This window comes from Amycolatopsis coloradensis (assembly GCF_001953865.1).
GTDB lineage: Bacteria > Actinomycetota > Actinomycetes > Mycobacteriales > Pseudonocardiaceae > Amycolatopsis > Amycolatopsis coloradensis.
On record NZ_MQUQ01000025.1, the window covers coordinates 80,121 to 99,754 of the forward strand.

Annotated in this window: 16 protein-coding genes and 1 pseudogene; 10 read left to right on the forward strand and 7 right to left on the reverse strand. The window is 68.3% G+C overall.

Features of this window, described 5'->3' with window-relative positions; translation table 11 throughout:
• Positions 1-10 precede the first annotated feature (10 nt).
• Positions 11-829, forward strand: coding sequence for a [LysW]-aminoadipate kinase (locus BS329_RS36290; protein ID WP_076167417.1), 819 nt, complete (start codon positions 11-13; stop codon positions 827-829).
• A 172-nt stretch (positions 830-1,001) separates the two neighbouring features.
• Here the strand turns inward: BS329_RS36290 and BS329_RS36295 are convergent, their stop codons facing one another.
• A complete protein-coding gene (locus BS329_RS36295; RefSeq protein ID WP_076167419.1) occupies positions 1,002-3,626 on the reverse strand; it encodes a helix-turn-helix transcriptional regulator in 2,625 nt (874 codons plus the stop codon).
• 582 nt (positions 3,627-4,208) lie between these two features.
• Here BS329_RS36295 and BS329_RS36300 point away from each other — a divergent pair.
• From BS329_RS36300 to BS329_RS36315, 4 genes are all read left to right on the forward strand, one after another.
• Entirely contained in the window at positions 4,209-5,426 is a 1,218-nt protein-coding gene (locus BS329_RS36300; RefSeq protein WP_076167421.1) for a chlorinating enzyme, read from the forward strand.
• 106 nt (positions 5,427-5,532) lie between these two features.
• A complete protein-coding gene (locus tag BS329_RS36305; RefSeq protein ID WP_076167423.1) occupies positions 5,533-7,131 on the forward strand; it encodes an amino acid adenylation domain-containing protein in 1,599 nt (532 codons plus the stop codon).
• Positions 7,128-8,252, forward strand: coding sequence for an acyl-CoA dehydrogenase family protein (locus BS329_RS36310; protein ID WP_076167424.1), 1,125 nt, complete (start codon positions 7,128-7,130; stop codon positions 8,250-8,252). The genes BS329_RS36305 and BS329_RS36310 overlap by 4 nt, the downstream gene beginning before the upstream one ends.
• A 464-nt stretch (positions 8,253-8,716) precedes the next feature.
• Positions 8,717-9,214: a hypothetical protein gene (locus tag BS329_RS36315; RefSeq protein WP_208619338.1), complete on the forward strand. Its 498-nt coding sequence runs from the start codon at positions 8,717-8,719 to the stop codon at positions 9,212-9,214.
• A gap of 44 nt (positions 9,215-9,258) precedes the next feature.
• Here BS329_RS36315 and BS329_RS36320 read toward each other — a convergent pair whose 3' ends face one another.
• Positions 9,259-9,744, reverse strand: coding sequence for a hypothetical protein (locus BS329_RS36320; protein ID WP_143253348.1), 486 nt, complete (start codon positions 9,742-9,744; stop codon positions 9,259-9,261).
• Between the two features lie 397 nt (positions 9,745-10,141).
• Here BS329_RS36320 and BS329_RS36325 point away from each other — a divergent pair, with 397 nt between their 5' ends.
• Entirely contained in the window at positions 10,142-10,366 is a 225-nt protein-coding gene (locus BS329_RS36325; RefSeq protein WP_244197431.1) for an FAD-dependent oxidoreductase, read from the forward strand.
• 456 nt (positions 10,367-10,822) lie between these two features.
• On the opposite strand, the gene BS329_RS36330 is transcribed toward BS329_RS36325, so the two are convergent.
• Entirely contained in the window at positions 10,823-11,434 is a 612-nt protein-coding gene (locus BS329_RS36330; protein WP_076167430.1) for an HSP18 transcriptional regulator, read from the reverse strand.
• Between the two features lie 103 nt (positions 11,435-11,537).
• Between BS329_RS36330 and BS329_RS36335 the strand changes: the two genes are divergently transcribed.
• The 3 genes and pseudogenes from BS329_RS36335 to BS329_RS44915 form a co-directional block, all read left to right on the forward strand.
• Positions 11,538-11,978, forward strand: coding sequence for an Hsp20/alpha crystallin family protein (locus BS329_RS36335; protein ID WP_076167431.1), 441 nt, complete (start codon positions 11,538-11,540; stop codon positions 11,976-11,978).
• Positions 11,979-12,062: 84 nt separating this feature from the next.
• Positions 12,063-12,434 carry a DUF6292 family protein gene (locus BS329_RS36340; RefSeq protein ID WP_076167512.1) on the forward strand — a complete coding sequence of 124 codons (372 nt, stop codon included), beginning with the start codon at positions 12,063-12,065 and terminating at the stop codon, positions 12,432-12,434.
• A pseudogene (locus BS329_RS44915) lies at positions 12,416-12,776 on the forward strand (flavoprotein); the annotation flags it as partial. The gene BS329_RS36340 and the pseudogene BS329_RS44915, both read left to right, overlap by 19 nt.
• A 22-nt stretch (positions 12,777-12,798) precedes the next feature.
• Here the strand turns inward: BS329_RS44915 and arsB are convergent.
• Together arsB and BS329_RS36350 are read right to left on the reverse strand one after the other, a co-directional pair.
• Positions 12,799-13,878, reverse strand: a complete 1,080-nt coding sequence (gene arsB, locus BS329_RS36345) for an ACR3 family arsenite efflux transporter (RefSeq protein WP_076167433.1) — start codon at positions 13,876-13,878, stop codon at positions 12,799-12,801.
• A 40-nt stretch (positions 13,879-13,918) separates the two neighbouring features.
• Positions 13,919-14,323 carry an arsenate reductase ArsC gene (locus BS329_RS36350; RefSeq protein WP_076167435.1) on the reverse strand — a complete coding sequence of 135 codons (405 nt, stop codon included), beginning with the start codon at positions 14,321-14,323 and terminating at the stop codon, positions 13,919-13,921.
• Positions 14,324-14,484: 161 nt separating this feature from the next.
• Between BS329_RS36350 and BS329_RS36355 the strand changes: the two genes are divergently transcribed.
• Positions 14,485-14,919 (forward strand): ArsR/SmtB family transcription factor, encoded by a 435-nt coding sequence (locus BS329_RS36355; protein WP_076167436.1) that lies wholly within the window; start codon positions 14,485-14,487, stop codon positions 14,917-14,919.
• A 400-nt stretch (positions 14,920-15,319) separates the two neighbouring features.
• Here the strand turns inward: BS329_RS36355 and BS329_RS36365 are convergent, their stop codons facing one another.
• Both BS329_RS36365 and BS329_RS36370 read right to left on the reverse strand, forming a co-directional pair.
• Complete coding sequence (locus BS329_RS36365) at positions 15,320-17,299, reverse strand: APC family permease (protein WP_076167438.1); 1,980 nt, start codon at positions 17,297-17,299, stop codon at positions 15,320-15,322.
• A 230-nt stretch (positions 17,300-17,529) separates the two neighbouring features.
• Complete coding sequence (locus BS329_RS36370; RefSeq protein ID WP_076167440.1) at positions 17,530-19,587, reverse strand: HelD family protein; 2,058 nt, start codon at positions 19,585-19,587, stop codon at positions 17,530-17,532.
• Positions 19,588-19,634: the final 47 nt, after the last annotated feature.

Genomic DNA, 19,634 nt, shown 5'->3' on the forward strand with positions numbered 1-19,634 from the left:
AGGAGCCTCGATGACGGACGAGCTGCTGGTGGTCAAGATCGGTGGTGCCGCCGGGGTCGACCCCGGCCGGGTATGCGCCGATGTGGCGGCGCGGGTCCACCGGGGACGGCGGATCGTGCTGACCCACGGCGGCTCGGCGTCGGTGGACGAACTCGCGGGCGAACTCGGTGTGCCACAACGGGAACTGCTCTCCGCCAGCGGGGTGCGGACCCGCCATACCGACCCCGCGACCCTGCGGGTCCTGCAACTGGCGTTGCTGGGTGAAGTCCGGCCCGCGGTGCTCACCGAACTCGGCCGGGCCGGGATCCGCGCGGTCGGCCTGTCCGGCCTCGACGCGAACCTGCTGCGCGCCGAACGCCGCGTCGCGATCCGGGCGATCGTCGACGGCCACCGCGTGCTGGTCCGCGACGACCACAGTGGCCGGATCACCTCGGTCGACGGCGGCCTGCTGCGGCTGCTGCTCGACGACGGCGTGACGCCGGTCGTCTCCCCGCCCGCGGTCGCCGAAGACGGTCGTCCGGTCAACGCCAACGCCGACCGGATCGCCGCCGCCGTCGCCGTGGAACTGAAGGCGCGGACCCTGGTGTTCCTCACCGCGGCGCCGGGCCTGCTCGCCGATCCGGCCGACCCCGCCAGCCTGCTCGCCGAACACGCGCTCGGCGACGACACCCCGAAGATGGGCGGCGGGATGGGAGTGAAGCTGATCGCCGCACGAGAGGCCTTGCGCGGCGGCGTCGAGACGGTGATCATCGCGGACGGCCGGGCCGAAGACCCGGTCACCCAGGCCCTCGACGGCGGCGGCACCCGCCTGCGCCTCGCCCCGGCCTGACACGTCCAGGGCGTGTCTCTCGAGTCACCGGCGCCCTGTCGTCTGAAGTACATGAAGGCCCCCTTCCTTGCGCCTAAGTACAGGAAGGGGTCCTTCATGTACTGGGGCCTTCACGGACCGCGATCCCGACCCACCTCACCGAAGGAGCCACAAGGACTGACCCGAAAGTCCTCTAAGCCATTCGCGGCATGATGCCGGTGAACGCGGCGACCTCGGACCGCGACGAGACTTCGAGTTTGTCGAAGATGCGGCGCAGGTAGGTCTCGACGGTCTTGTGGCTGAGCACCAGCGCCCGCGCGATCTGCTGGTTGGTGCGACCGCGCGCGACGAGTTCGGCGACCTGGTTCTCCCTGGTGCTCAGCAGGCCCATCCGGGCGAGAACGACCTTGTCGAAGTCCGGTCCCGAGTCCTCGTCGCTTCGCCGGGCCTCCGCCGCACTGTCCTCTGTGGACTCGCTGGCGACGTGGAACGCCCGCCCGGCCAGTGGCATCAGCACGTTGAACGGGCGCACCCCGAGCACGACCACGGCCGCGCGCAGCGTCCGCCACGCCCGGCCGGGATCGGCGCCCCATTGCAGGCAGGCCGCGGCCAGCAGGGTCAACCCGAACCGGTCGACCAACCCCGGCCGGGAACCCAGTCGTTCGTCGAGCGCGTGCCACAGCCGCGCGTCACCGTGTCTTCCGGCAGCGGCGCTCAACCCGGCCAGCATCGCGCACAACGATCCCGAATCGCCGGGTTCCGGCCCTTCACCGCCGCTGGCGATCACGTGCCCGATCTCCGCGCACAACCGCTTCGTCCGCGCCTGCAGGCCGGTGCTGCCGACGGGCTCCGCGAGCGCGCTGGCGTCTTCGGCGTGTTCGACGGCCGCGCCGAGCGCGCCGTCGGCCAGATACGCGGTGGCCAAGCCGAGGTGGAGCCTGCCGAGGACGTGGATTTGACGGTGCCGCTCCGCCAGCGCGAGTCCGCGGTTGTACTGCGCCAGCGCTTCCGCGGTACGCCCGGACCAGAGATTCGCCCAGCCCAGCCAGTCGAACACCTCGCAGACCACGGCCACGGTCGCGCCGGGGTCGGCGAGCCCGTTCAAGTGCCCGGCCGCCCGGTCCGCGGCCGCCGTCGCTTCGGCGCCGCGGCCCAGGGTGGCCAGCATGGCGCTGTACACGGCCAGCGCCCGCAAACCGGTGTCGTCGATGTCCCCGGGATCCTCGGCACCGGGTACGAGTCGTTCGACGCGCGCCAAGGAACCGGCGACATCTCCGCCGCTGTCCAGCGAGGTCTCCGCGAGCCCCAGCACCACTCGCGCCGCGACTCCCCCGTCGGAGGTGTCGAGTCGCCGAGCCAGTTCGGCCACCTCCTCGAAGCGCCCGAGCAGCCGCAGTACCCGCAGATGCGATTCGGTGAGATCGGCCAGGGTCGAGGCGTCGAGATCGGCGCGGTGCTGCCACGCGGCGTGGTGTCCCGGAAGGCTTTCGGCCAGCAGTCCGGACAACGCCGTCGACCGCGCCAGCCGGGTGGCCAGCCGCCGCCGCTCGGCCGGGCCGTGGCCAGGCAGCCGCAGCAGGGTACGCAGCCAGCCCGACACCGTCGCCGGCATCCGGTCCCCGCTCTGCTCGACCGCCACCACCAGGGTCCGGACGTCGCTTTCGGTGGCCGGTTTCCCGGCCCGTTCGAGATGATGCGCCAGCTCGGCCAGCGGGGCACCGCGCTCCCGCAGCAGCCGGTAGGCCCTGGTGTGCGCGCCGAGTCGCCAGCCGCCACCCGCGTGGTGGTAGCAGATCGAGCGGACGACCGGATCGCGGAAGACCAGACCGTCGTTGCCGATTCCCACGCGCACCAGGTCTTGCGCGATCAGCTCGTCGAGGCCTTCGAGAGTGCGATCGTGGCCGAGTTCGGCCACCTCGGCCACCAGCGCCGAGTCGAAGCGGTCGCCGACGACGGCCGCGGCCTGCGCCACCTGCCGGGCGAGCACGGGCAGTGCCTGAAGGTCGAGCCGGACCGAGGCGAACACCGGATGCGACAAGGGGCCGGGTGGGAGCACACCCGGATCGGCGCACGCCACGTCTTCCGGCGATCCGGCCGCCAGCGCGCCGAGCAGGCCCGGTTTTCCGCCGTACTCGCGGAGCAGCTGCCTGCGGCGACCTGGCCGGATCTCCATCGGGAGCAGGCGCAGCGCGCTCACCGCGTCCAGCGGGCCGAGTTCGAGCGAACGCGCGACACCGGACTCGACCGCGACGCTCAGCGCGCTGAGCAGTTCCGCCGGCGACTGACGGGGGCGGTGCGCGAGCACCAGCAGCAACGGTGCGTTCAGCGGCCGCCTGAGCAGGTGAAGGATCATTTCGATCGAGCCGGGCTGCGCGTTGTGCACGTCGTCGAGGATCAGCACGAGCGGCCGTCCGGCGGCCAGCTTTCCCAAGAGCGAGCGAATTCCTTGGTACGCCCAGTAACGCTGCTGCGGCGATTCGACGGAAGCACATTGGGCCGGATGGAGCACCGGGAAAATCCTTGGCAGGCAAGAGGCCGCGCGCGGGTCCAGCTCGGCCAGCAGCTGATTCCCGTCCGCGGCGAGCAAATCCTCCAGTGCGTCGACGAACAACGCGAAGTCGTTGGTCAGCGGCGAGGCCGTCGCTTGGCCGTGTGCGACACGAGCCCCGGTTCTCCTCGCCCGCTCTTCCAGCGCCGCCAGCAGCCGGGTCTTGCCCATTCCGGGCTCACCCGCGATCTCCAGTACCTTGCAGGTGTTCCCGGTGACCGTGGCGAGTGCGTGGTCGAAGGCCCCGAGTTCGGCCGTCCTCCCCCACATGCGAATTGGTTTGGATAACGCGGCGCGCACGACGGAATAACCCCCAGGCATCCTCGATCGTCCTTCCCCAGTTGCGAAACTCGATCTCCCAGCGTGGTTTAGGCGGCGACCTGAGCCACGGATTGCACCATACGAGTCTCCGCAGCCAGTGTTACACGGATCAAGACGGCCGAACAAGGACCATTGGGGTCTTCGCGCAAGCCGGGGAGAACCTTGACAGGGTGAGATGACGAAGTTACGTTGGCAACAGGTTTTCCAGGACTGGGGCAGTCGTTGAAAGAACCCTGAATAGGGTGAAAATGACCGTGGAATGACCACTGGGGAGCATCAATGAGATCGTGTCACACCAGCATCAGCAACCACAGCACCGGCCGCTAGGCACGGATGCCCCGCAGGTGCGACACCCTCGCAGCCGGATGGAGCAGGGTATCCGGAACCCGGTAGCGGATACGTGGCGCATGTCGTCGGGATTCTGATTCGACATGGCGTTCGACTGAATACGTGCACAAAAATCGAATGTTATCGCCATCGGCGGCGGCGGCGCCGCATATTCTCGCATTATCGCGACGGCAGAAGGTGCATATGATCCAGGACAACAAGACCTCGCATTTGAGCAAGGAAGAGCTCGCTCAGTTCCATCGCGACGGCTACATAGGACCGTTCGATCTTTACGAGCCCGAAGAGATGGCCGCACATCTGGAAGCACTGAGGCCGAAGCTGCTCAATACCAAGAAAGCGATCTATGGTGACGGACGGACCGTCTCCGGCAGCACGAACCTGGCGAACTACGACCGGCATCTCGACATCGACTTCCTGGCCGAGCACATCACCCGGCCGGAGATCGTCGACCGGGTCTCGAGCATCCTCGGCCCGGACACGCTGTGCTGGCGTTCGGAGTTCTTCCCCAAGTATCCCGGCGACGAGGGCACGGACTGGCACCAGGCGGACAACTTCTCCAACGTCGCGGGCTCGAAGCACCCCCAGATCGTCTGGCCGGAGGACGCGGAGTTCGGCGGCACGATCACGGTCTGGACGGCGTTCACCGAGGCGTCGGTGGACATGGGCTGCCTGCAGTTCATCCCCGGTTCCCACAAGTCCATGAACTACGACGAGTCCAAGAGCATGGACTACAACCCCGACCTGATCAACAAGGTCGACAAGGACGGCGTCCGGCGCGGCTTCTTCGGTTACGACTACCGCCAGCTGCAAAAGGACCCGAACTGGGCACCTGACGAGGCCAATGCGGTGTCCCAGGTGATGCGCCAGGGGCAGTTCATTATTTTCTGGTCGACGCTGATGCACGCCTCTCACCCACATCTCGGGCTCACCGACAATATGCGACTGGGTTTCGCCGGGCGCTATCTGCCCACCTCCGTACACGTCTACCCCCACTCCGATTCCTTGGCGGAGTTCGGCGGCAGCGCCAGCCTGGAGAAGTTCGGCAACGTGCTCGTCTCCGGCCAGGACACCTACGGGCACAACCGCTTTGTCGACTCCACCGTGAACGGCTACCGATTCCCGACCAGGGAAGGCAGCCCCGGTGGCTTCGGCCTGAGCGACGTCCAAGCCTGGCTCCTCGGCACGTGCCGGGAACTGGGCCTGCCCGCCCAGGACGTGAGTGCGAACTTCTTCGAGATGGGCGGCACGTCCCTCACCGCGGTGAAGCTGATCGCCAAGGCGGAGCAAAGCTTCGGCGAAGACGCCCTGCTACCGGAGGACCTGTACAGCAGGAGCACGCTGCGCGAGATCGCGGCGAGCATCGAACGCAACAGCGGCGACCCCGTCTCGCCGGACGCCTGACCGGACGAACGAAGTCAGCCTGCCCGGCGTCCTCGACGCCGGGCAGGCACCCGTCCCCACCCCACGGTGAGACCGTGACGACCGCGACCAGAGGATCGACAAAGGCATGAAGCGTCTCGTGCCCAGTGCCGACGCACGATCTGTCCACGCACTGGCCAATGTGGACACCGGGCAGCCCTATCCCGAAGAACTCAGCGCGAAGGACTTGTTCGAACAGCGCGCCGAGGCCGATCCCGACGCGGTCGCGCTCGTGCACCGCGACCGCGAGATGACCTACCGGGAGTTGAACGCCTGCGCCAATCGGCTGGCGGTTTTCCTGATGGGACAAGGACTTCGTGCGGGAGAAGTCGTCGGGGTCTCCGTCGCCCGCTCACCCGAGCTGATCGCGACACTGCTCGCGGTGCTCAAGTGCGGCGCGGCGTACCTGCCGTTCGACGGCTCCTGGCCCGACGATCGGCTGCGGGTCATGTTCGGCATCGCCGAATGCGAATGGCTGGTGACCGACCAGCCCGAACGGTGTGCCGGACGATTCCCGCTGCACCACGTCGTACCGGTGTCCGCGATGACCCCTTCGTCCATAGTGGACTATCACCCGGCGAATCCCGACACCCGTACGGGCGCGGACGATCTCGCCTACATCAACTTCACCTCGGGCTCGACAGGGCTGCCCAAGGGCGTCCCGATCCGACATCGCGGCATCACCCGGCTGGTCAGCGGCGCGCACTACACGCGGCTCGACGAGCACGCCGTCACGCTGCAACTGGCACCGATCAGCTTCGACGCGGCCACCTTCGAGATCTGGGGCGCGCTGCTCAACGGCGGCACCTGCGTGCTCTACCCGAGCGGTTTCGTCCGGCTGTCGGAACTGCGACATGTGGTGCGGGACAACGGGGTGACCACGGTCTTCCTGACCACGGCCCTGTTCAACACCCTGGTCGACAACGACCTCGACGCGCTCAGCAGCGTGGAGACGATCCTCACCGGTGGCGAGGCGCACTCCCTGCGCCATATCGGCCGGGCGCTGGCGCACTACGGCCCCGACAAGCTCGTCAGCGTCTACGGCCCGACCGAGTGCACCACCTTCGCCACCTACTACCCGGTCACCGAACTGCGGCCTGACGAGCTGGCGCTGCCGATCGGCAAGCCGATCCAGAACACCCGCGCGTACCTCGTGCGCGACGGCAGGCTTTGCGCCGCCGGGGAGATCGGCGAGGTGTGCCTGGCGGGCCCCGGCCTGTCGCCCGGCTATCTCGGCATGCCGGACGCGACCAGCGAACGTTTCGTCGACTACGAGATCGACGGTGTCCAGGAACGGCTGTACCACACCGGCGACCTCGCCTACTTCCGCACGGACGGCATGCTGGTGTTCCAAGGCCGCGACGACGACCAGGTGAAGATCAACGGCCACCGCGTCGAACTGGGTGAAGTCCGGCATGTGCTCGGCACCCACCCCGAGGTCAGGCAGGTGTTCGTCACGGTGAACCGGCCGGAAGTCGGTGAAGCGGCCATGCTGGCTTTCGTGGTCGCCGACGCGCCCGGCTGCACCCCGCTCGCCCTGCGTGCCTATCTGCGGCAGCGGCTGCCGTCCTACCTGATCCCCTCGGTCATCGAGATTCGCGAGTCGCTTCCGTTGTCCCTGCACGGAAAGGTCGACCGCCAGGTCCTGCTGTCCTCGCTACTGCCCACCGGAGGCCCCTCGTCGTGACCACGAACCATGGCGGCCACGAGGACTTCCGCACCACTGTGCGGTCCACTTTGGATACTATCGTGACGCCGAACGCACCGAAGTGGGAAGCCCAAGGCCACATCTCCGCGTCGGGATGGCGAGAACTCGGCGACGCCGGCTTGCTCGCGCTACCGCACACCGGCGCGGATTTCCTGCGCAGCGCGGTGTTCCTCGACGAACTGGGCAACACCGGCTACGCCGGGATCCGGGCGTCGATCGGGGTGCACGCGTACATGGCGAGCTCGTATCTGCGGTTGTTCGGCAACGCCGGGCAGAAGGCGCGCTGGCTGCCGCCGGGCGAGCGCGGGGACAGGATCACGGCGCTGGCCATCACCGAACCCGAAGCGGGCACCGATCTACGGCACCTGACGACCATCGCCGACGCCGACGGCACGGGAGGGTACCGGCTGCGCGGGCGGAAGTCCTTTGTCGCCAACGGTTCCCAGGCCGGATACTTCATCGTGCTTGCCAGGACGAAGGCCACCGGCACCGACCGCGGGCTGCCCGGCGCGAGTCTGCTGCTCGTCGACGCCGACGCCCCCGGGATAGCGCGTCGGCCACAGCCGATGCTGGGCTGGCGCGCCGCGGACATCACCGAGATCGAGTTCGACGACGTGCCGGTCGCGGCCGGGCAGCTGATCGGCAAGCCAGAGCGGGCGTTGTTGTACCTCGTGCGCGCGCTGGACTTCGAACGGCTCGTCGCCGGCCTGCTCGCGGTCGGCGGGGTCCGGTACTGCCTGCGGCTGCTGAAGGAGTTCGCGCGGTCGCACCATGTCGGAGACACTCGGCTGGGGTCGTACCAGGCTGTCCGGCACCGGATCGCCGATCTGGACGCTCAGCTGGAACTGGTCCACGGCTACGCCTACCAGGCGGCCACCCGGCAGAGTCTCGGGCAGCTGGACACGAAGTCGGCGTCCGTGCTGAAGCTGACCGCCACCGAACTCGCCGTGACGGCCGCGCAGGTCTGCGTCCAGTACCACGGCGCCCGCGGCTACCTCGACGAGGCGACCGCCGCACGGCTGTACCGCGACGCGATGGCGGGCACGATCGCCGCCGGGGCGAACGAACTGCTGCGGGACCACATCTTCGAATCGGCCTGACGACGTCTGCACCGCGATAGTGCGCGGCCGCCCTCGCACCTGGGTCGGGCACAGACCGCAGGCAGGCATTCTCCTGGTCGGAAACAGTCGCCGGGCCCATTCTCAGTCCGGAACACGAGGACCTCCATCGCCGTTCTCGCGATCGACCGGCGGCTTGAGCTTCACGGGCACTCGTCCCAACCCTCACTCGGCTTCCCATCGGCGGCACCACCATCGCGGTCTTGCCTGGAGATATCGAGGGGTAAGGCGAACGTGGCCGCCGCACCCGCGTCACCGTCCCCGACCGAGCTGGGCCCGGGCGCCAGCACCTTTGCCTTACCTGTCAGCGACAACCCCTACGCCGGATGGCGGGCCGGGGCCGTGGCGCTGCGCAGCGCCACGGTCACGATATGGCCGCGACCGGTAACGCATGATCAGGTTCGCGAGACATACCGGCATTGCCCATCATCACGCTGGAGGGGTTCGTGACCATCCGCCGTACCATGACCGCTGTTTCCCTCGCGCTGGCCGCGCTCTCGTTGGCCGCGTGCGGCGGTGGTTCGCCGTCGGCGATCGGTTCCGCCGGGAGCAACGCGACGAAAACCGCCGATGACGTCACGAAGACGCTTGGCGAGAAGATCGCCTCGGTGAAGCTGATCAAGACGTACACGCCGGAGGACGACCCGAACCACCTGCTCGGCCGCCCGAACGGCTACACCTCGAAGACCGCGTTCAGCGACTCGCGGGTCAAGCAGTCCGACGTGGAGTACCTGGGTTCGGACGCGGTGGAGCGCGGTGGGTCGGTGGAGGTGTTCGGTGACGAGGCCGGCGCGAAGGCACGGATGAAGTTCATCCAGACGGTGTCGAAGAGCCTGCCCTCGGTCGGCGAGTACGACTACGTGAACGGCGCGGTGCTGGTGCGGGTATCGCGGCTGCTGACACCGGACCAAGCGAAAGAGTACGAGACCGCACTGAACGGCTGATCTCGGCTCCGACGCTCGAGGATCACTGGGTGCCCGTGCGGGCCTCAACCGGCGACCAGGTCCCTGATGAACGCCGCGATCGCCACGAACATACTCAGCCCGGCGATGGACATCATCACCCAGTCGTATCCCGGACTGTCCGCCGTCGAAGACATGGCCGCCGCGCCACGGGCGGTGGAACTCGGCTGCTGCTCTGGCAGGGCTCCGCGATCGAAGGTGTCGCGCGGCCACATGAAGGTCGGAAGCCCGAGAAAACCCCTGCCGCGGACAAGCACGGGAATACCGCGCTTGTAGCCGACGTGGAATTCGCACGTACCGACGACGCCCCGGACAAGCCACCGGCATGGCCGATGCTTGTTCGTCTCGACTCTGCACCGGGTCAACCGAATCAAGGCCAAGTAGATCAGCAGGGCCCCGACCGCGAAAAGCAGAGGTTGCCACAGCTGTTCCGCAGAGAAATAGCAAGCCAGGACCGCGAGAACCACTCCCCACGCCCTGAACGGAGTTTTACGACGTCGTCCCTTCGCCACCACTACCTCCCCGCCTCGATCTTCGCCGTCGCTCCCGTTCGGAAACGACCGCTGCACGAGTGAGGCAGGTGACATCATTCGCCCGCCGAAATGACACGGGGCGTGGCCATGCGAAAACCCTGAGACTGATGTTGCCGCATGTGGGTCACAATCCGCGGGTCGCCCGCCAATTCGTTCGGCAAATAGCCCGCGTCGCGCGAAGCACCGCCCCAGTCGCGGTATCTCGGCTTCGAGCAGGGCGACGTCGGCTCCGCGCTCGGCCATCCGGAGTGCCGACGCTCCACGGAAAACAGGTCGACACCTCGAATGATGTTCCGCTCCCGGATGACCTTCATGGACCGGGCAATGGATGGGATGCGGGCCGGAAGAGACCGCCGCGACCCAATTCCTCGTTTCGATGGGCACCGATCCGGCGAAGGTCCCAACTTCTCTTCGCCGGAAGGGGAAACCAGACGCACACCGACATCCCGGCCGCCTCGGCGACAGGCTGCGGCTGAACTCCCCGGTGACGTCGGTGGAATGGACCGAGGACGGCGTCGTCGTGGACTACGAGGACGAGAACGGACCGGCGCGAATACGCGTCCGCCGGGCGGTGTCGCCGTCCCCGGCGACGTGGCCGTGAAGACCATGCCCGGCCTCCACCCGGGTTTCGGACGCGTGGGTCCCGGGCCTGGTGTCGCGTGATCCTGCAAGGCTTACGCGTGACTGGATGGCGATCTCGCGTGATCAGGCGGCGATCGCGTGTGCTTGGAGGGACGACACACCCCGCAGCCGGATTCCGCCGCGTGTCATCCCGTCCCCATCACGCGTGATGTCCGTCTGATCACGCCTGATCGCCGTTTGATGGAAGAAACCACCATCGAGCAGGCAGGATCACGCGACGCCAGTGTCGCGCCGTAAAGCCTCCCGCGACCACGTACTACTGGCGGGCTCGGGGGACTGAGCGCGGATCGGGCGGTCGGCCGGACCCACCGCGGTGCTTCCACGCCACTGCTCGCGGAGTAGTGCAGGATGTGGGGAAATAGCGATCTCCGGATCCGGCGGTCACCGGCCCCAGCGTAGGCCCCCCGGTTCAAGCTCAGGTAGTGCGCTCGCGGCGGTGGTCGACGGCGTCCCGCCGGACCTGATCGGTGTGCGCGCCGATCTCCCCGAGCCGTTCGGCGAAACCGGTGTGTTCGCTGGGAAGGTGGGCGCGCAGGTCGGCGAGTGGCGCCAGGAGGCCGGTCACGTCGTCCTCGCCCAGCGCCGTATTGAGCCTGTCGGCGCTTTTCCTCGCCCGCGCGCCCAGGCCGTCCAGCGCCCCGGCCTGCCCGGCCAGTTGCCGCAGGATCGCCGAGTTGCGCCGGGCCCAGTCCGCCACGGCGCGATCGCCCGCCCGCCGCTCGCGTTCCGCGTCGACCCGCGCCTCCCCCGTGTTCTCCCCGGTGACGGACGGCCGCAACCGCAGGAAGCGCCGCTCCGCTGCCTGACGGCTCGCGACCCCCAGTGCCGGAGCGAGCGAGGTCCAGCTGGTACCGCCTTCCCGGGCCGCCGCGATCAGCTCCGGCTCCCACGCGGCCAGTTCTTCGCGCACGGCCCTCAGCGCGGCCAAGGCCGTCAAGAGCCGGTCCGGTTCCGCGGTGCCGGACCGGGCCTCGGCCACGACGTCATGCACGGTCCGGACCATCCGCGCGGGGTCTGCGTCCCTCATTGTCATCCCATCGACGACTCGGTGGTTGTCATCCTTCCGATGACATGTTAGAACAGTAGGGCGTGTTGACACCAGAGACGACAACCCCAGGAGGTGGAACCCGATGTTGATGCGCACAGACCCGTTCCGCGAGCTGGACCGCGTCACCCAGCGAGTGTTCGGCGCCGCGAACCCGGGAACCTGGTCGCAGCCGGCCACGATGCCGATGGACGCCTACCGCGACGGCGACGAGTTCGTCGTCTGCTTCGACCTTCCCGGCGTCGCCGCCGACGCGATCGAACTGGACATCGAACGCAATGTCCTGACGGTCAAGGCGGAGCGGCGGCCGATCCCCGGCAAAGACGTTCAGATGCAGGTCTCCGAACGCCCGCTGGGTGCCTTCTCCCGTCAGTTGTTCCTCGGCGACGCCCTCGACACCGACCGCATCGCGGCCGGCTACGAAGCCGGGGTGCTGACGCTGCGCATCCCGGTCGCCGAAAAAGCGAAACCACGGCGCATCGAGATCACCGGCACCGAGTCCGACCGCAAGGAGATCCAGGCCTGAGTGTCTCGTCCGGTGCGGGGCCCGCTCGCCCCGCACCGGACGAGACCGGAAGAAGGGGAACCCTCGTTGATCGCGACCCTCGTCATGCCCGCCCGCCGCCCCCAGACCCTCGACGCCGTGTGGGACTATCTCGCCGAAGTCACCGCCGCCCTCGGGGTCGGCCTCGAATCCTGCACCGTCGACCACGACAGCCCGGTCTCGGCCTACGTCGCCCTCGACGAGCGGCTCCCCCGCCACCCCGAGCGTGACGTCGCCCTGTTGTGGGACGAAATCCACGGCTGGGCCGTGGCGATCGAGACCCACTCCGGCGAGGACCTCATCGTCCTCCGTTATCTCGGCGGGAACACCGCCACCCCGCCGCCGGGTCGGGTCGCACGTTTCGTCAAGGCCTTACGTGAAAACGATGACAGCGTCGGGCAGCTCACCCCGCCGGCGCTGCCCGCCGCGCAATCCTGAACGGGTACCTCAGCCGTGTCGCAGCCCTGCGATTGCGACGAACGTTCCGCACCGAGAGGGTCGAACGCGACGACAACGGACTGCTGGCCCTGATCTCCTCCGCCGGACGACGACTTGACCGGGTCGACGAAGTCGTGACGCTGTCAGGGTTCCGCCCCGACCTGGCCTGGCTCTCGGAGATCCGGTTGGAGCTGCACCCGACGCTACAGGCACCGGTCGCGCTCGCCCCGCTGATCGACCCGAACGTGCACTCGTGCGGTCCGCAGCATCGCCGCCGAACTCGCCGGAGACCACGAAGCGGCCGCACGCGTCGAACTCCGGATGGCCGAAGCCGGGGTCTGCGTACCGCCGGTCTCCGTCCCGCTCACTCCACAGGCGCTTGAGCGGTCCAGCGTTTCCTCAGCCAGAGACTGACGTAGACCAGGCCGACCAGCACCGGGACCTCGATCAGCGGGCCGACGACCCCGGCGAGCGCCTGCCCCGAGGTCACCCCGAAGACACCGATGGCGACGGCGATCGCGAGTTCGAAGTTGTTGCCCGCGGCGGTGAACGCCAGCGTCGTCGTGCGCTCGTACGAAAGACCCGAGGCCTTGCCCAGCACATAGCCGCCGACCCACATCACGGCGAAGTACACCAGGAGCGGCAAGGCGATCCGTGCGACGTCGAGCGGACGGGAGGTGATGTTGTCGCCCTGCAAAGCGAACAGGATCACGATGGTGAACAGCAGCCCGCAGAGGGCGACCGGACCGATCTTCGGCAGGAACTTCCCCTCGTACCAATCACGACCCTTGCTCCGCTCACCGATACGCCGCGAAAGGTAACCGGCGGCGAGCGGGATGCCGAGGAAGATGAGCACGCTCAGCGCGATTTCCCACGGCGAGAAGTCCAGCGTGGTCGTGTCCAGGCCCAGCCGGCCGGGAAGCAGGTCGAGATAGAACCAGCCGAGCACGCCGAACATGATCACCTGGAACACCGAGTTCACCGCGACCAGCACTGCGGCGGCCTCACGGTCGCCACAGGCGAGGTCGTTCCAGATGATCACCATCGCGATACACCGGGCGAGGCCGACGATGATCAGCCCGGTCCGGTACTCGGGCAGATCCGGCAGCATCAGCCAGGCGAGCGCGAACATCAGCGCCGGGCCGAGAACCCAGTTCAGCACCAGGGAAAGCGCCATGGTGCGCTTGTCCTTGGTCACGGTGTCGAGCTTGTCGTAGCGGACCTTCGCCAGCACCGGATACATCATCAGCAACAGGCCGAGCGCGATCGGCAGCGACACCTGGCCGATCTTCACCGCGTCCAAGACACCTTGCAGGCCGGGGATCACGCTGCCCAGCAGCAGACCCGCACCCATCGCGACGATGATCCAGACCGGGAGGAAACGGTCCAGAAAGGACAGTTTGGGCAGGACGGCGGTGTCGGCCTGGTCGGCGAGGTGAGTCACGGGCTGGTCTCCAGAACTGCGAGCAGGAAGGGGGCGAGGGTCAGGCGTCGAGGAGTTCGGCGACCAACCCGCGCACGCGGCGGTCGATCTCGTCGCGGATCGGACGGACGGCGTCGAGCCCTCGCCCCGCGGGGTCGTCCAGCTCCCAGTCGAGGTAGCGCTTGCCGGGGAACACCGGGCAGGTGTCCCCGCATCCCATGGTGATCACGACATCGGCGGCTTCGACGTCCTTTGTGGACAGTTTGCTCGGCACTTCGGCGGTGATGTCCAAGCCCCACTCGGCGAGAGCCGCGGCCGCGGCCGGGTTGACCTTCTCCGCGGGCTCCGAACCCGCCGACCGCACGGCGACACGGCCGAGCGAGTAGTGCGCCAGCAGCGCGGCTGCCATCTGCGACCGGCCCGCGTTGTGCACGCAGACGAACAGCACCTCGGGCGCGCGGCTCATCGTCGTTCCTTCCTGGACATGCGTTCGGTCGGTGATCCGGTCCAGCAGCTCATGACCGGGACTGGATCGAAGTCTGTCAATGCAATTGAAGAGCTTGGATCGAGCTTTGTCAATTCAACGGGTAGGGTGAGCCGACCATCGTTCGGAGCCAGGGAGGGAACGTGGCGAGCGAGAACGGCCGAACCCGGAAGCCGGTACCGGTCACCCTTCTGATGGCCGAACCCGCCGCGGTGGTCGACACCACCGACGCCGAGACGGCCGCCAAGCTGTTCAAGGCCCTGTCGGACCCCGTGCGGATTCGCCTGCTGTCGCTCGTGCGGCACTCCCCCGGCGGTGAGGCGTGCTTCTGCGATCTCGCCGATAATTTCGACATGCCCCAGCCGTCGCTGAGCCACCACCTGCGCGTGCTGGTCTCCGCCGGCATCCTCGAACGGGAACGGCGCGGCACCTGGAGCTGGTACACCGTCGTCCCCGAACCCTTGGAAACCCTCGGAACCTTGCTGCGCCCGGGCGGACCGCTCGCGGATCGGCCCGCCCGCCTGCCGGGTGCGGCGCGCGCGACCGCCGTCCGGCTGCGCCTGCCACCGACGCGGTGAGCAGCACGGCCATTCCGCGAGTCCCCTCCCGCCACGCGATCCGCCGCTTTCGCGGTGCCGTAGGCCCAGTCCTGGTAGTCGATCACCGTGAAGAGCGTGCGGTGCAGGTCGTCCATGTCGTCGTCGACACTGATCAGCGTGCGTGCCAGTACGGCGTCCCGGCTCTCCGTCGCCTGCCCTGCCATCACCGCCAGCCAGACGGCGACTCTGCTCATCTCGACGAACCGCGGCATCAGCACCTGCGGCACCACCCGGTCCGGATACCTGCGCCGGACGGCTTCGGCGATCGCCGACAGCGCGACCGGGGACTGCAACGCCAGGATCGCGTGCGCATGCAGCAGATCTTTACGCGCAGGGAATCGATTCCCTGCGCATGACGACTTCTCGTTGACGCCGGACGTCAGCCGACGTGGATCCCGGGCCGGAGCGCCGGGTCACGTTCGCTGGTGCGGATGATCTCGCGGACGACGGGGGCGGTGTCACCGCGGCCGAGGATCAGGTAGCGGAACAGATGCCCGAGCGGATTTCCCTCACTCCACTCGAAATGGCATTGCGGCCGCACCCCGGTGGCGTCACGCAACGCGAGCAGGATGGCCGCGATCGCGTTCGGCGCGGCCGGGCTTTTCACTCGCAGGACACGGAAATCCTCGATCTCGACCCCGCGGACCTTCAGCACGTCACTGAATCCGGACGGGTCGATGACGTCGATTTCGAGGAACAGGACGTCGGCGGCGCCCGGCACCGGGTTCAGGCCGCGCTGCTCGGCTTCCTTCGCCCGGTACTCGTCGGCGTCCCCGGCTTGACGGCGGTTCGCGATGATGGTGAGCGCGCCGTCGTGGGCGATCGAATCGGTGATGAACCGGCGCGCGGGCTCGTCGAACTCGATGTGCTCCACTCGCAGTTCCGTGGTGCGGCTGACTCGCGAGATCAGCGACACGACGATGATGCCGAGAATGAAGAACGCGGAGATGGTGAGGCCGTCCGGTTTCTCGATGACGTTCTCCACCAGCGCGTAGATCAGGATCAGCGTCAGCACGGCGAACGCGATCGCGGCCTTGCGCTGGCGACGGCGGGCGGCGGAGATGGCCACCGCGACGAACGCGGAGACCATCATCGCGAGGATCCCGGTGGCGTACGCGCCGGCCTGGGCGTTGACGTCGGCGTTGAAGATGATCGTGACGAGGACGCAGATCGCGGTGTAGACCAGCACCACCGGGCGCACGGCACGGGCCCAGTCCGGGGCCATCCCGTAAGCGGGCAGGTACCGCGGCACGATGTTGATCAGCCCTGCCATCGCCGAGGCGCCCGCGAACCACAGGATCAGGATGCTGCTGATGTCGTAGGCGGTGCCGACCCAGTCACCCATCAGTTCATGCGCCAGGTACGCCAGTGCGCGGCCGTTCGCCTCGCCGCCCGGTTTGAACTGTTCGGCCGGGATCAGGACGGTGGTGACGAAACTGGTCGCGACCAGGTACACCGACATGATGAGCGCGGCGGCGGTGAGCAGTTTGCGGGTGTTCCGGATCCGGTCGGCAAGTCGTCGCTCGTCGGTCTCGCCCTTGGCCGCGACGAGCGGCATCATGCTCACGCCGGTCTCGAACCCGGACAAACCGAGCACCAGCAACGGGAACGCCAGGATCGCCGGGCCGATGACCCCGCCGAACCCGCCACCTCCGGAGGTCAGCGCGTCCAGCCAGCGGTCGAGCGCGGCGGGCTCGGTGAAGACCTCCCCGATCCCGGCGACCACGACCACCGCGTTCAGGATCAGGAAGATCGCCACCAGCGGGATCGCGACGCCGACCGCCTCGCTGAACCCGAGCAGGAACACCCCGCCAAGGATCAGCAGCAGGATCACCGTGATCAGCACCTCGTGCCCGTGCAGGAACGAGGGGACGTTCGGGTTCTCCAGCGCGTGCACGGTGGCGTCGGCCGAAGACAGGGTGATGGTGATGATCCACGACGTCGCGACGAAGCCGAGCAGCACCAGTACGAAGATCTTGCCGCGCCAGAACGGCAGGAGGTTCTCCAGCATCGCGACCGAACCCTGGCCGTGCGGGCTTTCCTTCGCCACCCGCCGGTACATGGGCAGCATGCCGAGCAGGGTCAGCGCGACGATCAGCAACGTCGCCAGCGGGGACAGCGCACCCGCGGCCAGCGCGGCGATACCGGGCAAATAGGACAGGGTGGAGAAGTAGTCCACACCGGTGAGGCACATGACCTTCCACCACGACTGCGGGGTGGTGTGCTCCTCATGGCTTTCCGGCCCGACCGGCTGGACGCGGTGCTCCATCAGCCAGCGGCCGAACCTGCCTGACGGTCCCGGTTGCCGGTCCGGGCTGTCGACCCGTTCCGGAACAGCGGACTCCGGTACTTCGGTCATGCCGTGCCTCTCCCCCGACGATGCTCTGCGCGCACAGCATGCCCGACCCGTCCGGCGAGACGAATCCGGCACACCGACACCGTGGTGAATCCGCGGTCGGTTCGCGGTGCACGTCCCGCACAGCCGGTCCCGGGTCGCTGCCCACTCACACCTTGGCTGACTTCCTCGTAGCCGTAGACCGGCAGCGCGAATCGAGGAGTCGCCGAACTGATCCTGACGCCCGACCTGCCCTACGATGCCCGGCAACGCTTCGCTTCGAGTTCCCGCAACGCGGACAGTTCGGCCGGTGGCGGACCGGGGTGCACCACGCCCAGCCGCTGGGTGGCTCTGGTCATGGCGACGTACAGATCGTTGTGGCCGCGTGGTGAGGCGCCGAGGATCGCTGCCGGGTCGGCGATCAGGACCGAGTCGAACTCCAGGCCTTTGGCCTGCTCAGGGGTGAGCAGTACGACCTTGCCGGTCAGGTCCGGTGCCGTCTCGAGGGACAACGCGGCGGCCAGGGGCTCGATAAGGGCACTCGGGGCGATGATCCCGAGTTGCCCCTCGGTGTGTGCCGCGGCGAGGTCGGCGATGGTGGAGATCAGGTCGGCGCGGGCGGTGCCGAGACGCCAGGGCGGCACACCGGTCGAGCGGACCGACCGGACCGGAGGCGTTCCGGGATGGTGGGCGGCGAGCAGGTCCGCGGTGGCGGCCATGATTTCCGCGGGTGTGCGGTAGTTGACCGTGAGCCGGGCGAGTCGCCACCGGTCCCGCACCTGTGGCCGCAGTACGCGGTCCCAGGAGGAGGTTCCCGCCGGGCTCCCGGTCTGGGCGAGGTCCCCGACGATGGTCATCGATCTGGTGGGGCACCGCCGCATCAGCATTCGCCAGTCCATTTCGGACAGTTCCTGCGCCTCGTCGACGACCACGTGCCCGAAGGTGGCATGGCCACCGGCCTGGTCGATCAGGATAGTGGCCTCGTCCAGCAACGGGACATCCGCGGTACTCCAGCCGTCGGCCCGCTCGCCGGGAAGATCGGCTACCGCGCGTTCCGGGGTCAGCGGCGGCCACAGCACGTCGAGTGCGGCCTGGACACCGGTGTCCGCGAGTATCGAGTTCCGCAGAGCGATCCGGTCGAGCTCGTCCAGCATGGTCTTCGGCCCGGTGTCGTGGTCGATCACGACCCCCGCGGCGGCGAGCGCGCGCAGGTCGGCTTCGCTGAGCCGTCCGTCCGGACTGCCGCCGTCGAGCGCCTCGCCGGTGTCGGTGAGCACGATCGCCTCCATGTCCTCGATCAGGCGCCGCGCGAGCACCTCCGCGATCTCCCGCTGGAAGACCAGCCTGGCCTGGTTGTGCGGAAGTCCCGTGTGCTCGGCCTGGTGCATGGCGCGGCCGCACTCGCGCGGGTCGAGCCGCAGCACCTGCTGTTCGAACTCGACCTCGACCGCGTGTTCCGGTGCCCGGATCCGGGACCGTATCGCCGTGGCCAGCCGTCGGGCCATGACCGCCTCGCCCTTGCGTTCGACGGTCCCGGGTGGGTCCACCCGGCTGATTTCGACGTCCGGTCTCAGGCCGGCGATGGTCGTGGTCACCACGCTGTTCTCGCCGAGACCCGGCAGTACCTGGCCGATGTAGTCGAGAAAGACGCGGCTGGGACCCACCACCAGGACGCCGCGGGTGCGCAGCCGCGGACGGGTGTAAAGGAGATACGCGACCCGGTGCAACGCGACGGCCGTCTTTCCGGTGCCGGGACCGCCCTGCACCACCAGCACCCCGTCGGTCTCGTGCCGGATGATCCGGTCCTGTTCGGCCTGAAGGGTGGTCACGATGTCGCGCATGCGCCCGGTCCGCTCCGCGGTCACCGCCGCCAGCAACGACGCCTCGCCGACCAGACCCTCGTCAACGGCACCGTCCGGGGTCAGCAGCTCGTCGTTCAGCGCGACGACGGTCCGGCCCCGCGTGGTGATGCGCCGCCGTCGCCGCACGCCGTCCGGAGCGATCGCCGTCGCGGTATAGAACGCCCGGGCCACCGGGACACGCCAATCCACCAACCACGGTTCACCACCCTCGTCCCGGAACAGGCCGAGCCTGCCGATATAAACGCGTTTGCCGTCGTGCATGTCCAGCCGGCCGAAGCACAATCCCTGCTCCACCGCGTCCAGTCGCGCGACCTCCGCCCGCCAGACAGCCGCCGCCTCCCGGCTTCCGGCCGCCGTCAACCGCTCGGCCGCCTCCTCGCGCAAAGCGTCCAGACGGGCGTACAGGGCCGCCACGTACTCCTGCTCCAGATCGATCTCGCCACCGGTCAAAGCCGCCCGCCCCTCCAGGTCGACGATCAGCGCCCTCGAGCGTGCAC

Coding starts and splice junctions, on each gene's coding strand:
- BS329_RS36290 (WP_076167417.1), top strand. CDS start 11: ATGACGGACGAGCTGCTGGTGGTCAAGATCGGTGGTGCCGCCGGGGTC.
- BS329_RS36295 (WP_076167419.1), bottom strand. CDS start 3,626: ATGTGGGGGAGGACGGCCGAACTCGGGGCCTTCGACCACGCACTCGCC.
- BS329_RS36300 (WP_076167421.1), top strand. CDS start 4,209: ATGATCCAGGACAACAAGACCTCGCATTTGAGCAAGGAAGAGCTCGCT.
- BS329_RS36305 (WP_076167423.1), top strand. CDS start 5,533: ATGAAGCGTCTCGTGCCCAGTGCCGACGCACGATCTGTCCACGCACTG.
- BS329_RS36325 (WP_244197431.1), top strand. CDS start 10,142: ATGGGCACCGATCCGGCGAAGGTCCCAACTTCTCTTCGCCGGAAGGGG.
- BS329_RS36330 (WP_076167430.1), bottom strand. CDS start 11,434: ATGAGGGACGCAGACCCCGCGCGGATGGTCCGGACCGTGCATGACGTC.
- BS329_RS36335 (WP_076167431.1), top strand. CDS start 11,538: ATGTTGATGCGCACAGACCCGTTCCGCGAGCTGGACCGCGTCACCCAG.
- BS329_RS36340 (WP_076167512.1), top strand. CDS start 12,063: ATGCCCGCCCGCCGCCCCCAGACCCTCGACGCCGTGTGGGACTATCTC.
- BS329_RS36350 (WP_076167435.1), bottom strand. CDS start 14,323: ATGAGCCGCGCGCCCGAGGTGCTGTTCGTCTGCGTGCACAACGCGGGC.
- BS329_RS36365 (WP_076167438.1), bottom strand. CDS start 17,299: ATGACCGAAGTACCGGAGTCCGCTGTTCCGGAACGGGTCGACAGCCCG.